General features: G+C 56.2%; 9 protein-coding genes and 1 tRNA gene. 6 read left to right on the forward strand and 4 right to left on the reverse strand.

The genetic code is table 11. From position 1 onward, the window contains the following. Positions 1-1,259 precede the first annotated feature (1,259 nt). Positions 1,260-2,204: a hypothetical protein gene (locus tag Poly24_RS08710; RefSeq protein WP_145093406.1), complete on the forward strand. Its 945-nt coding sequence runs from the start codon at positions 1,260-1,262 to the stop codon at positions 2,202-2,204. Positions 2,205-2,647: 443 nt separating this feature from the next. Then, positions 2,648-3,856, forward strand: a complete 1,209-nt coding sequence (locus Poly24_RS08715; protein ID WP_197452430.1) for a tyrosine-type recombinase/integrase — start codon at positions 2,648-2,650, stop codon at positions 3,854-3,856. 154 nt (positions 3,857-4,010) lie between these two features. Here Poly24_RS08715 and Poly24_RS08720 read toward each other — a convergent pair. The 3 genes from Poly24_RS08720 to Poly24_RS08730 form a co-directional block, all read right to left on the reverse strand. Then, positions 4,011-4,093, reverse strand: a tRNA-Ser gene (locus Poly24_RS08720). 83 nt (positions 4,094-4,176) lie between these two features. Then, entirely contained in the window at positions 4,177-5,508 is a 1,332-nt protein-coding gene (gene rho, locus Poly24_RS08725) for a transcription termination factor Rho (protein WP_145093412.1), read from the reverse strand. A 1,138-nt stretch (positions 5,509-6,646) separates the two neighbouring features. Further along, positions 6,647-7,813, reverse strand: coding sequence for a cysteine desulfurase family protein (locus tag Poly24_RS08730; RefSeq protein ID WP_145093415.1), 1,167 nt, complete (start codon positions 7,811-7,813; stop codon positions 6,647-6,649). 399 nt (positions 7,814-8,212) lie between these two features. Here Poly24_RS08730 and Poly24_RS08735 point away from each other — a divergent pair, with 399 nt between their 5' ends. Further along, entirely contained in the window at positions 8,213-8,830 is a 618-nt protein-coding gene (locus tag Poly24_RS08735) for an OmpH family outer membrane protein (RefSeq protein ID WP_197452431.1), read from the forward strand. Between the two features lie 26 nt (positions 8,831-8,856). On the opposite strand, the gene tsaD is transcribed toward Poly24_RS08735, so the two are convergent. Beyond that, positions 8,857-9,879: a tRNA (adenosine(37)-N6)-threonylcarbamoyltransferase complex transferase subunit TsaD gene (tsaD, locus tag Poly24_RS08740; RefSeq protein WP_145093421.1), complete on the reverse strand. Its 1,023-nt coding sequence runs from the start codon at positions 9,877-9,879 to the stop codon at positions 8,857-8,859. A gap of 230 nt (positions 9,880-10,109) precedes the next feature. On the opposite strand from tsaD, the gene rsmG reads away from it, so the two are divergent. The 3 genes from rsmG to cysN all read left to right on the forward strand — a co-directional run bounded on the left by rsmG (position 10,110) and on the right by cysN (position 13,967). After that, positions 10,110-10,769, forward strand: coding sequence for a 16S rRNA (guanine(527)-N(7))-methyltransferase RsmG (gene rsmG, locus Poly24_RS08745; protein WP_145093424.1), 660 nt, complete (start codon positions 10,110-10,112; stop codon positions 10,767-10,769). A gap of 195 nt (positions 10,770-10,964) precedes the next feature. Further along, positions 10,965-11,876 (forward strand): sulfate adenylyltransferase subunit CysD, encoded by a 912-nt coding sequence (gene cysD, locus Poly24_RS08750; protein WP_145093427.1) that lies wholly within the window; start codon positions 10,965-10,967, stop codon positions 11,874-11,876. Between the two features lie 141 nt (positions 11,877-12,017). After that, positions 12,018-13,967: a sulfate adenylyltransferase subunit CysN gene (gene cysN, locus Poly24_RS08755; RefSeq protein WP_145093430.1), complete on the forward strand. Its 1,950-nt coding sequence runs from the start codon at positions 12,018-12,020 to the stop codon at positions 13,965-13,967. The last annotated feature ends 210 nt before the right edge of the window (positions 13,968-14,177 follow it).

The raw sequence follows: 14,177 nt of genomic DNA on the forward strand, positions 1-14,177 counted from the left end.
AAGTTCTCAGCCCCAGGTTTCATACCCAAACCAGTTACGCACGTGGTTCTGCCGGCCATCATTCTAGAGAACATTTGTGCGCGGTGCAGCAACTGGAACGCAAGACGCAACCGATCAACCTGGTCAATGTCCAGGACGTCTCGAAGTCTCTCTCTCCGGTACCGATCGCGTTAACTGGGCCGTGAATGTTAACTCAGAGAGTTCGAGAGTTTCTGTTGTTGGTCTCGGGATCGCTTGCGGGAAAGATGCTTTCCCGGACCTCACCGACGACATGGCGAGAGCGGAATCATTGGCCCGGCAGCGATCGAAAGTGCCGCAAATTGCGGGCATCAACGCAAAAAGGCCGATGCATTTGCATCGGCCTTTCGCGTTAAGTTTCGACCAGCAGTGTTCCACTACTGTCCGAAAAGGCTCCCCATAACAGACTCGAAGCAGCGACAAGCCAGTTAACGACTTCAAACCGAGTGACAACTCGATCAACGAATCGTCAGCGCCCGCAGATGCGAGCGCGTGCGAATCGTTACCCTCGTTATCATCGAATTCAGGCTGGTTTAGCGGCTTTCAGGCAACTTTGTGGGACAATACGGTCTTGGAGACGCTCGATCTGCACCAATATTCGATGGAACCGTCACTCTAGAGGGATTTCAGCCGTATGGTGCCAAACCTCGATTCTATGTTGCCAGTACCCTGCAAAATAGGCCATAAACTGAATATTCGACGTCTAGAAAAAGCTAAATTAAGAGCTTTCTTGCGTCATAATAGATAGGGAAAGAGTTAGCTATCGACGGTCGCCACAACTTCCACTTTTTGCTCGACAAATAGGACGCCTGACGCCAGTTGAGGCGTGTATTTCCTTGGTTGCCCGTCTCTCCCGGGCTAAGCTGCTCTTCCGTTCTCTGTAGGTCGGGCTGTCAATCTGAAGCAAAACCCCGCCGGCGACCGCGGCGAGGTGAAGAGGCGTTGTCGTAAGTTTTGTTCTTGAGTGAATGAAAAAAGTGGCGCATCCTACTGGAACTTTCACCCTTCAATAGCCCGAAATAGCCGCAAATTCGTCGAATCGTGAATTCGCACGCGCAAACGTTACCGGAAAAAGTAAGCTGAACATCGACTACAAATTAATACTCGACCCCACACATCTCGACAGCCTTTCAGTTAAGTACAAGTGGGAAGTCCTACGACGTCACCCGCTCTACATTTGGCTGTGGGAAACGCTCCAAACTCTGAAAGCGTCTGCTCCAAATTCTTTCGAGCAGGAGTTCTTGTCTACCCCCGTATTCTCCGAGGTCGGCGAACTCCTGGGTGTTAATGGTATTCCAGTGAATCCCGCCCTCGAATTCGACTCCCTAGTAGATGCAGAAACAAATTTCTTGTGGCTCAAGCGAGCGGCACGTCCTGTGAGCTTGCGATTAATGGCAAAATTGCTGCTGGCGGCAAATCTTCAGCCGGAGACTCTCCGACTGCTTTCGGAACATTTTTCTCGTGCGGCGGACAACACCGATTCGAGAAATCGATTCGAATCGCTTTCACTTCTGAACTCCGCCGAATGTCCTGACCTCGATTTGCTCGCCAATATACCGCTTTACCAACTCAATCCTGCCGCACCAGCCGAGGAATTTAATTCCGATCTGAAAAATCTTCGCGACCAATGGCGGGAGCGTCTCAAACTCCCCAATAGTCGTGTAAGTGAAAAAAAATACGAGGACTATCTGCGAGCTTGGGACCTCCGAGAAGGTTGGTCGGAGGGAAAGTATCATCGTGATGCTGTACGCAGCATGAAAGATGTCGTTAAAGAACTTGGACAGTCAAAAACCTCGGCAAGAAATTGGTATCGGAGCGGATTCAAGCTCGTGACCGGACATGAGTTTTCTGTCGAGAATTGGGTGGAAGTGATGGGCGTAACCCAGCTTTCTCGACTGTTAGGCGAAACGGTCGCACAGGCTTCCGGACGCCGTGCCCTTCGCGCTAATTCTCGTCGACCGGTAGATGACACGACCGTCTCAGGCGGTCGAAACCAACAGGGAAATCCCGGAGTGGTTGAAGAGCTGGCTGCCCAGCAAGCCCCGCAGGACGTCCAACAGATGCTGTTACGCATATCGAAGTTGATCGCCAAGGGCTGCTCAGATCAGGAGATTCTCGAGGATCTCGAGGTCGAAGAGACAGCCCTGCCAGCGATTGTGGAGTTCCGCGAAACCCATGAAACCTAGCTCTTCAAGCCTGTCTTCAAAATAGCATTCGGCTTATTTGGCTCTGGGAAGAAGGCGGAGGCAAGCGTTTGTTTCTGCTATCAGCCACGGCATCAGTGGCCACCTGATCAGAACGTTCTGATTCATGTCATTCGCAAGTCAATCAAACCGCCCACAAGGCTGCTTGTCGCCGAACGAGTTTGCCAAACGCGCCGGGATCTCACTGGCGACGGTTCATCGCTATCTCAGTCGCGGTCAGCTTACGAAAATCCAGAAGGCTGGGAAGAACAGTCGAATTTGGATTCCCGAGAGCGAGCTCTTTTCGTCCAGCTCGCTAACCCAGGATGGCGAATGTCGCGACTCGCAGCAATCTCCAATCGGTACAGCAGCCCGAGGCAAGAGCCTCGCTGGCAAACGACCGGCGTGGATGAACGACTGGCGTTCCCCAACAAATGGAGGCAATCATGCCCAAAAAAAATCATCTTGAACAGTTTCAATGCCAGTTCTTTCGCTGGCCTATTTACCAAAGGAGAAACGGAGTCTGGTATGCCGATGGCCGCTCGAATGGTGCTGGAAGTCAGCGGACGTCGCTCGGCACGAAAGACAAGCACGATGCACTTGCTAACCTTCATCATCTTGATCGCGTCCAGGCCGAGAATCTTGGGCTGGTACCGCGCTCCACCTCATCAGCCGGACCTCGGCACCTGTCGATCAAAGCGGGCCGGAAGCTTTTTGACGATCACACTTCGCGGCCCAGGCTGGTGGGTGGAACCAAGGAGAACACCCAAAAACGCTACAAGTCGATCTTGGACAAATTGGAAGCCTTCCTGAAGACCAGACGGATCGTGCATTGGAATCAGGTTACTGAGAAAACGCTTGGCGACTACGCCGAACACCTGACGGAGCTAGAGTACGCTTACAAGACCGTGTTCGGTGAACTCAACACGATCAAGACCGCTTTCAAATGGCTATGCACCGAAGGGCATTTGTCGCGTGAGCCTTTAAAGTTAAAACTGCGGAAAGCTGATTGCCAACGGGCTTACTGCTACACCGACGCGGAAGTTGCGGCAATGATCCAATACTGCGGTGAGAACGATGAACTCACGTGGCTCCAGGGCGTGATCATCGGGTTGTCCTGTACCGGTCTTCGGATCAGCGAACTGGCTTCACTCAAATGGTCGGACGTTCGCTTCGACGACAGGGCGTTAACGATTGCTGATGAAAGCGGATTCGCCGACAGCGGCAACGAGCGTCGGTCGACGAAGAGTAGCAGGACTCGGCACATTCCAATTCATCAAAGTTTCCTAGGCGTGCTTCAATCGTTACCACGTCAAAGCAATCGGGTGTTTCTTGGACCGCGTGGCGGCCAGCTCAAGCCAGATACCGTTCGGAACATCCTGGTGCGTGAAGTCATCGAACCACTGACCCCCAGGTTTCCCAAAGCGTACCCCGGTGAACGAAGTTTTGAAAATGGTCGGCTTCACAGCTTCCGTCACTACTTTTGTAGTACTTGCGCGAACAATGCGATTCCCGAGCGAATCGTGATGAATTGGCTTGGCCATGCCGACAGCGAGATGGTTCGTCATTACTATCACCTCAGTGATGAAGAATCACGTCGTAAGATGGACCAGTTGAAGTTGATTGGAAGTAGCGTCGGGCGTTCCGGCGTTTAGAAGTTTTGTAACCGATTCGGCATTCAGTCGCTGCGCTTTGCGAGCGATCCTGTCGGGTAAGAACTCTCCTTTTGGCACACTTGTGGCACACACGGGTGTGCCAAAGATAAAGACCCCGTAAAACACTACGTTTTACGAGGTCTTTTTGTGAAGGCGGAGGACACGGGACTCGAACCCGCAGCCCCTTACGGGGTACCTCAGTTCCAATGAGGCCGCTCACCAATTCGCTTATCCTCCAGGCTGTGCGTTGTTTGTATGGGAACAGACAACGCCGCGGCAAGAGCTTCGCTGGATTGCCGCGTTCTGTAAAGAGGGGTTTGCTAACCTGTCAGCTTTGCACCACTAATTAGCTTGATAAAGTCGGCGTTTGTCTCGAATCGTCCCAGCTGTTTGGTCAGCTGTTCCATCGCGTCGACGTGGTGCATTTCCGAGAGTGTGCGACGCAGCATGGTGACCGCTTCGTAGGTCTCCTCGTCGTGCAGCAGTTCTTCGCGGCGGGTTCCCGATTGCGAGATGTCGATCGACGGCCAAACGCGGCGATCGGCCAAGCGGCGATCGAGAACAACTTCCATGTTGCCGGTGCCCTTAAACTCCTGGAAGATCGCTTCATCCATTCGGCTGTTGGTGTCAACCAACGCGGTGCCGACGATCGTCAACGAGCCGCCTTCTTGGAAGGCACGCGCGGTGGCGAACAACTTCTTCGGGATGTCCATCGCCTTGACGTCCAAACCGCCAGTCATTGTGGCCCGGCCACGACCGGTCTGCCCAACCCACTTGTTAAACGCGCGGGCCAATCGAGTGATCGAATCGAGCAGCAGGAAGACATCCTGTCCCATTTCAGCCAATCGTTTGCAGCGTTCAATCACCAGTTGGCTGAGTCGGACGTGGGAATCAACGTCCATGTCCAAGCTGCTGGCGATGACTTCGCCGCCGACGACATGTCGCTTCATGTCGGTGACTTCCTCGGGACGCTCGTCGATCAACAGAACGATCAGCTTGACGTCGGGGTGATTCTGGGCGATGCCGCTGCTGATGTCCTGCAGCATCACGGTTTTTCCCGATCGCGGAGGGGCAACGATCAGCGAGCGTTGGCCTTTGCCCAGCGGGGCAAGCAGGTCGATCACGCGGTTGGTTAGCGGCTTCTTGCCCATTTCCAGCCGCAACCACTGTTCAGGATTGATTGCGGTCAGCGAATCGAAATGTTTCACTTCGGCATAATCGTCGGGGCTGATTCCGTCGACGTCGAGGATTTCTCGAATCCGTGGCCCTTGATGCCGCCGGCCCGGTTGGACCATGCCTCGGATCATCACCCCTTCACGCAAACCGAACTTTTCGATCATCGTGCCGGGAACAAAGGGGTCCGAGCGGTCGCGAGTAAAGCTGGTTCCAGGGCTTCGCAGGAAACCATATCCATTGGGGTGCATTTCCAGCAGTCCCACTCCTTCGACCAGCGGCGCGTCATCATCGACTGGCGGCAAATCGCCATCGGGCTGACGATTGCCATTGACGTTGTTGTTGCCGTCGGAGGGGCGGCGTCGGCGTCGGCCAACTCGGCTTTTTCCGCCGTTGCCGTTACCACCGCCATTCCCGTTGGAATTGCTTTCGTTTCCGCTGCCGCCTCGTCCGCGGTAGGATCGTTTCTTTTTAGCCATGAGTCACCCAAGATAGCCAACCGGAGCCCATGTTTCACCGAGAGGTGGCGCATCGGACTGCGAGTGCTGGTGTAAGAGATTTCGCCGCAAATCCGTTAGTTGCAAAACAGAGGTCATGTGTTAGAGGGATACCAGAGCGACGGACTGGTGATGCCCATAATCGAGCGTACGTTAACTGCAGCCGGAGTGGTCTTCCAAACCATTTCCCAAAGAAGCAGACTCGTAGAACCCTGACCTAACCGTTGTACTCGATCGTGCAGCCCGAAAGCACATGTAAACCATGCTCTGGGGATCCCTGCAGAAATGGCCTAATGCCATGATCCCTAAGGATTCCAAATACAGCCCGGGAATGCAACCGAATCGACCGTGGATGCGGATTCGAGTTGGGCAGCACACAAAGGTGACGCCATACCCAGGAACACGAAAATCAGGAGTTCTGTGTTACCTAGAGGCGGACATATGGCAACCTACAATAGATCGCCCTGCCCTGTTAAGACCAATGTCTTATTCACTGCTTGAATGTTATCGCCACTTTTCGCGATGTCAAGTCCGCGGCACCAACACGGTGTGGTTTTTATGGGATTAACGCCAGTCGCGCAATCCAGAAGGGGACCTACCGGCATTTCTGAAGATCGGCATGTTCCATCTTGGCTGCGTCCCAATGGCTCGAGAAGTGTCCCTCGCTGGGTGGGCATTGTTCCGTAAATGCAGGCAAATCCGCAGGCAGGGCGCTGCTCAGAATGATTGGCAACCCCGACGGCCCGGCGTGCGCCTTAATTGTCTGACCGTTGGCGAGCTCCACAATGAACGGATACGTTTCATCGGTTTTCGAAGTAGAAAGCTTGTTTCGCATGAGTCCGCCACTTAAATGATCGAGAGGGATGAGGTGCCGTGTTGCAATGCGAACCGCCAGATTGTCGTCAGTACCTTTGCGTAGAACGTCTAGGGACAAACACGGTGACGGCCGCTATAAGAGATCGGCTGTAATAAACCGCGTAAATTTTGGCGCGAAACCGTTCTATAATCGCAAAATTAGGGCCTCGTAATCCCAGGTACATCCGTTTGTACTTAACGGGTCCCCCTACCTGGCCTCAGGTGTTCTCTCTCGGGAGCTGTTGCCGACACCAGCAGCGAGTGGTCATCCGAATCGTCGCATCTGTTCATAGGCGTCGGCCAGCATGGTAATCGCCCGATCGATCTCGTCGACTGTGTTGAAACGACCGATTCCGATGCGCAGGCTGGACCGCGCCTGCGGCTCGCTCCGCCCAATCCCCAGTAAAACATGGCTCGCCACGGCGTCGAGGCTGTTGCACGCCGAGCCACTTGATACGGCGAGCTGCGGAGAGGCGAGCATCAACGCTTCCCCTTCCACCCCAGGGAACATCACGTTTAGATTCCCCGCCACACGCGATTGTGAATCCAACGCAGGGCCGTTGATTTCCAGGCCGGGAATCCTTTGAACGAGACCCTCCCATAGGCGTTGGCGTAGCGTCGCGATGCGTTGGTTTTCGGCGGACAGTCCTTCGGTGCACAAATGTAAAGCGGTTGCCATGCCGGCAATCGCTGCCGGGTTCATCGTCCCGGGACGTACGCGGCGCTGCTGACCTCCGCCGAACAATCGAGGCTGGATCCGCGTCAACCGACCCTGGCGGCGGCAGTACAGCAAACCGACTCCCTTGGGACCGTAGAACTTGTGAGCCGAACAGCTCAGAAGATCAACCTTCAAGTCGGCAACGTCGATGGCGACCCGTCCAACCGCTTGTGTGGCGTCGGTATGGACGGGGATGTCGCGCTGGTGCGCGATTTCGATTAGGGGCTTCAACGGATGCAGGCTGCCGATTTCGTTGTTGGCAAGCATTAACGAGACGATCCCCGTGTCGTCGGTCAACGTGTCGGCAAATTGTCCCTCGTCGATCTGCCCGTTGGCGTCGACCCCCAAGACCGTCACCCGAAACCCTTCGCGGCGCAGCATTTCGATCGGATCGAGAACGGCCGGGTGTTCGGTAACCGCGGTCACAATGTGGCGTTTTCGATTTCGTGGATGCAGGCAATGCCCCAGCAACGCCAAATTCGTGCTTTCGGTCGCCCCGCTGGTGATGATCCATTCCTCCTTGGCTCCTCCCAGATGTTCCGCAATCTGTCGCAACGCCTCGTCGATCGCTGCGGCCGCGGCATGTCCGGCAGCATGCGTGCTGCTGTGCGGATTCCCGTACGAATCCAGCAGGAATGGCAGCATCGCGTCAGCAACTCGCGGATCGCATCGAGTCGTCGAATGATTGTCGAGGTAAATGAGTTCGTCGGGCATGTGGATTGCGTGCTGGACAACGTGGTGGTGAGGGCCGGCGGTCACACCGAACACCCCGGCGGGTAACTGAAGCCCAAGGGCAGGCTCATGCGTGTAATAATTTCGTGCCTTTGTAAAAACTGCAACAGCCAATCATCTTAAATTGTTAGGGCACACTGGCCCGCAGCGACCGCCAATTTCAGCAGGTTTGCCTTCTTAATTACATCGCAGCCACGTCGGATCAAGGCTTTGGCACGATTTGTGCCCTCTTGTCGGCTCCAGCTCATGAGAAGGGCGGGCACTCTTTCGGCTTGGATCACGCGATCGAATCGATCCGGTAGATCTTAAGCAATCCCAATGCTTCAGGATTCGAAGCATCGACAGATGCCATTTTTTGCATGCGATGCAAGGAGCGCAACCGTGCGGACACCACTATTTATTACTTCGATGGTCTTTGGGGTGCTCTCGTTGGGCACTTCAGCAATGCACCACTGCACTGCCCAAGATTCCCCACCACCCGGAAAGTTCGCGATCATCGACGTCGCCTATATCTTCAAAAACGCTGAATGCATCAAAGCTGAAGTTGCGGCGATCGAACAGCAAATGGCGGAACTTCAGAACTTCGGAAAAGCAAAGCAGCAGGAACTGCTCAATGAAGCCAAGGCGATCAAAGCCTTCAAGCCGGGGTCGCTCGAGTATGCAAGGCAAGAAGAAAAGCTAGCGGAACTTGAATCGCAGTTGAAGCTTGAGGTGTTCCGTCGTCGTAAGAGTCTCGCCGACGCCGAAGCGGGATTGTATTTCGATGGCTACCAAAAGATGCACCGAATCATTTCACAGGTCGCACAATACAACAACATCGACCTGGTGCTGCGATATGACAGCGAAGCGATGGATCTCGAAAAGCCCGACACCGTCTTGCGAAGCGTGATGAAAAACGTCGTCTATCGCGCCGACACGATCGATCTGACCCAGATCGTGTTGGCGGCGCTAGACAAAACCGAGATCGCGGCCGCTCCTGTCGCCAGCACCCTACGCTAATCCCGCCGTCTCGCGTGAGGACGGACTCAGTAGCCCCGTTGCAGGCCGGGGTGGATGTCGACGTCGAGGCTGTCGTATCCGTGGCGCTCGATCTGTTCCAGCGCCACCGCTCCCATCACCGCGTTGTCGGTGCACAGGTCCGGCGGGGCAATCACCAGCCCAAATCCGTCTCGATCAGCCGCTTCGGCCAGGGCGGCGCGAAGTCGCCCGTTGGCCGCGACGCCGCCACCAACACACAGCTTGGAAAAACCGGTTTGCCGAATCGCTTGGCGACTCTTGGCGACCAAACAGTCGACGACAGCCTGTTCAAAACTGGCGCACAGATCGGCCAATTGCTGCTCGGACAGGTCCAGCTGCGAAAAATCCTGCTTCCCCGGACCGACTAAACAGTAGCGAACGGCGGTCTTCAAACCGCTGAAACTGAAATTCAGATGATCCTCGCCAACCAGAGAGCGAGGGAAATCGTGCGCCTTCGGATTTCCAGCCGCTGCCGCGCGGGAGACCGATGGCCCGCCGGGGAAGGGCAATCCGAGCATCGCCCCGACTTTGTCGAACGCTTCGCCCGCGGCGTCGTCGATCGTTCCCCCCAGATAGTCCAGTTCGGTCGCGCTGTGGCAAGCGTACAGGCTGGTATGCCCGCCGCTGACGATCAGTCCCACACAGGGATAGATCTCGCCGGGATCGGACATTTGGCAGGCGTAGATATGGGCCTGCAGATGGTTCACCGCCACCAGCGGCTTGTTCCAAGCAACGGCCAAGGTTTTGGCGGCGGTCAGCCCCACCATCAACGAACCCGCCAAACCGGGGGTGTTTGCGACGGCGATCGCGTCGAGATCGGCCGGATCGATGTCGGCTTGTCGGATCGCTTCGTCGATCACCGGCAGGATGCGTTGGACGTGAGCGCGAGCGGCGACCTCGGGGACAACGCCTTGGAACCGGGCGTGTAATTCGGTCTGAGTGGCGACGGCGGCCCCCAAAACCTGGGGGCCCGAAGCGATCACGGCAGCGGCAGTCTCATCGCACGTTGATTCGATTGTCAATATAATCATTGCAGCTTAAGGCCCGAGCGACTTTCATTACGATATCGGCGACTCAAAGACCGATGGAAACCAAGGTGCTTGAGAACCGTTGCCGCGGCGTGTGAAGGCCGCCACGGTGCAGCCCAACGATCGCAGCTCCTGCCGCGAACGATCCGCGAACAAGGCGATCGACCAGCTTACCCGACGCGCGATCTGGTTTACAGAAGACCAACCAAAAGACAACAAGACAAAGAGATTGAATGACCGTTGAACCCGAATTCCTGCAGGCACTCGCTCAAGAAAAGATCAGCCTGCCCGACGATCAACTCGAGGGATTGCAAGACTATGCCCGTTTGATGTGGGAATGGAACGAGAAGGTCAATCTGACGCGGCACACGACGTGGCAGCTGTTTGGGACGCGCGACATGCTCGACGTCACCCAACTGGCCAACATCATCCCCGACGACCACGAAGTCCTCGACCTCGGTTCGGGCGGTGGCGTCCCCGGGATTCCGCTGTCGATCGTCCGCCCCGACCTGCAGGTCTCGCTGGCCGAATCGGTCGGCAAGAAAGCCCAAGTCCTCAACGACATCGTTTCCGAACTGAACCTGCCGATCACCGTTTACGCGGCCCGCGCCGAGGATCTGTTGCACGATCTGCGATTCGACACGATCGTCGTCCGCGCCGTCGGCTCGCTTCGTAAACTGTGCACATGGTTGGAGCCGCATTGGGCTTCGATCGGCCAAGTGCTTGCGGTCAAAGGTCCCAAGTGGGTCGAAGAGCGGAACGAAGCACGTCATCACGGCGTGATGAAAGGCTTGCAATTGCGAAAGGTCGCCAGCTATCAAATGCCGGAGACCGAAAACGAAGGGGTGATCCTGCAGATTTGGAAGCACGGCGTCCCCGTGGTTCGCAAGTAATTTCCCACGCTCCAGCCCGGCGACGCCTGGGCTAAACGTGTACGACGAAGTCGTTTATACTTCGTCTGGCCAACGCGGAAACGCTCGCGTCGGCCATCCATCGGTCCCCGTTTTTGCCCCGGGGCTCGATCTACTCGGGCGAACCAACGCCCTCAACTTCTGTTCCCGGTGCCGGACAAAAGCTAACAAAAATCCATGACTGATTACAACTTAACGCATCTAAAACAGCTCGAAGCCGAGAGTATCCACATCATCCGCGAAGTGGTTTCGGAGTTTCAGAACCCCGTGATGCTCTATTCGATCGGCAAAGATTCGGCGGTCATGGTGCAGTTGGCACTGAAGGCGTTTTATCCCGCCAAGCCGCCGTTCCCGCTGATGCATGTCGATACGACGTGGAAATTCCGCGAGATGATCGAATTCCGCGACACCTACGTTCGCGATGAACTGGGGCTGGAATTGATCGTCCATATCAATGAAGAGGGACGTGAGCTGGGCATCCATCCGTTGGATGACAGCGAAAAGCACACCGAAGTGATGAAGACCGACGGCCTCAAGCAGGCGTTGGACAAACACGGTTTCGACGCCGCGTTTGGTGGAGCGCGTCGCGACGAAGAGAAGAGCCGAGCGAAAGAGCGAGTCTTTTCGTTCCGCGATCGCCGGCATCGCTGGGACCCGAAAAACCAGCGTCCCGAGCTGTGGAACCTCTACAACACCAAGGTCAACAAAGGGGAGAGCATCCGCGTCTTCCCGTTGAGCAATTGGACCGAGCTGGATGTTTGGCAATACATCCACCTGGAAAACATCCCGATCGTTCCGCTGTACAAATCGGCGGTCCGCCAGGTGGTCGAGCGCGATGGCGTGCTGGTCATGTTGGACGACGAACGAGTCCAACTGCGTCCGGGCGAAAAGCCGATGGAGAAGATGGTCCGCTTCCGCACCTTGGGCTGTTACCCGTTGACCGGCGCTGTCGAATCCGAAGCGACGACGCTGCCCGAGATCATCCAAGAAATGTTGCTAACTCGCACCAGCGAACGCCAAGGCCGCCTGATCGATAAGGATGAGGGGGGGGCAGGCATGCAGAAGAAAAAGGAACGCGGATACTTCTAATCGTTTCGGCGGTCGCCACAACGCAGGGCGTCCGCCGTGATTCGAACTCTGTATCCGTTGTTTAATCATTGAGACTTCATTCCGTCGTCCATTTCGCCATCGATCGATCCTGACGGCGCACCAAGCCCTTAAAAAACTGACATGTCGCACCAATCAGACCTCATTTCGACAGACATCAACGCCTACTTGAAGCAGCACGAGCAGAAGCAACTGCTCCGTTTCATCACCTGCGGTAGCGTCGACGATGGCAAAAGCACGCTGATCGGGCGGCTGTTGTTCGATTCGAAGATGCTCTACGAAGACGAATTGGCCAAGATGGAAGCCGATTCGAAAACCCAAGGTGCTGCCGGCGGAGAGTTTGATCCGGCCCTGGCGACCGACGGTTTGAAGGAGGAGCGGGAGCAGGGGATCACGATCGACGTCGCCTACCGCTACTTCAGCACCGCGCGGCGGAAGTTCATCATCGCCGACACTCCCGGCCACGAACAATACACTCGGAACATGGCGACCGGTGCCAGTTCGGCCGACCTGGCGGTGATCCTGATCGACGCCCGCCACGGCGTGATGACGCAGACCAAACGGCACAGCTTTATCGTTTCGCTGCTGGGAATCCGGCACGTTGTCGTCGCGATCAACAAGATGGATCTGGTCGATTTCAGCGAAGAGAAATACAACGAGATCTGCGCCGATTACAAATCGTTTGCCGTCCGCTTGGACCTGCCCGATCTGCACTTCATCCCGCTGTCGGCTCTCAACGGCGACAACGTCGTCGAACCGAGCCCGAACACGCCGTGGTATCGCGGCAGCACGCTGATGAATTTCCTGGAGTCGGTCTACATCGGATCGGACCGCAACCTGCAGGATTTCCGCTTCCCCGTGCAATGGGTCAATCGCCCCAACCTCGACTTCCGCGGCTTCTGCGGCACGATCGCGTCGGGCATCATCCGCCAAGGGGATGAGGTCATGATCATGCCAAGTCGCAAGACGACGAAGGTCAAGGAGATTGTGACCCATGACGGCAACTTGGAAGAGGCGTTTGCATCGCAATCGGTCACACTGACCTTGGCCGACGAAGTCGATTGCAGCCGCGGCGACATGATCGTCCGTCCGGGGAACGTGCCGCAATCCGCCGACGCGATCGAAGCGATTCTGGTTTGGATGAGCGCCAGCCCGATGGTCCCCGGCAAGACGTACGTCGTTAAACACGCGACGCAATCGGTCACCGGAGCGATCGAAACGCTGCGTTATCAAATCGATGTGAACACCGTCCACCGAACGCTTTCGCCGCAGTTGAACCTGAACGAAATCGGCCGCTGCCGATTGTCGCTGAACGAATCGATCTGCTTCGACGCCTATCGCAACAACCGAGCGACCGGTGCCTTGATCCTGATCGATCGCTTGACCAACGAAACCGTTGCCGCGGGCATGATCCTCGACCGCAGCTCCAGCGGTAAGAGCCAAGCGATCTGGGAAGAAGACCTCGCTGAATCGACGGGCGAAGAGGATAGCAGCGGCCAGTTGAGCCAAGTCAGCTCCGAGGAACGCGAAGCCCGTTACGGCCAAAAGCCGGCGACGGTCTTGCTGACCGGCCTGACATGCAGCGGCAAAACGACGATCGCTCGCGCCGTCGAACGTCGACTGTTCGATTCGGGCCGTTCGGTCTCGGTCCTCGATGGCCAACAGGTTCGTCGCGGATTGAGCAAAGACCTCGGATACAGCTTCGAAGATCGCAGCGAAAACCTTCGCCGCGCCGCCTACTCGGCTCACCTTGTGAACGATTCGGGGCTGATCTGCATCGCATCGTTTGTCGCCCCCAACGCTTCGGTCCGCGACAAGGTGGCCAGCGTGATCGGCAAGGAACGCTTCTTGACGATCCACGTTGACGCACCGATCGACGTCTGTCGTTCGCGCGACACCACCGGACAATACGCCGACGCCGATGCGGGCAAGCTGCAGGATTTCCCAGGCGTCAGCGCTCCTTATGAAGCTCCCGAAGCTGCCGACCTGACGCTGAACACCGATACGCAAAGTATCGATGCCTGCGTCGACGCGGTGATCGATCTGCTGAAGCAACGCGGCTTCATCCGCTAACACTCCTGCGGTATCCGAACATCTGATGCAAAGGCCTCGATCATCGAGGCCCTCGGGGCTGGCTGTTACAATTTCAGCCTCTCTTCAAATGCTGGCATCTGCTGCCACGCGATGGTTGAATCCGCGGCCGATCGATCGGCCGCGCAGTATACGAGCCAAAATTCCCGAAAAGTCCTACATAAACAGGCCGCTAGCAGGCTGGATGTGTAT

This window comes from Rosistilla carotiformis (genome assembly GCF_007753095.1).
GTDB classification, from domain to species: Bacteria; Planctomycetota; Planctomycetia; order Pirellulales; family Pirellulaceae; genus Rosistilla; species Rosistilla carotiformis.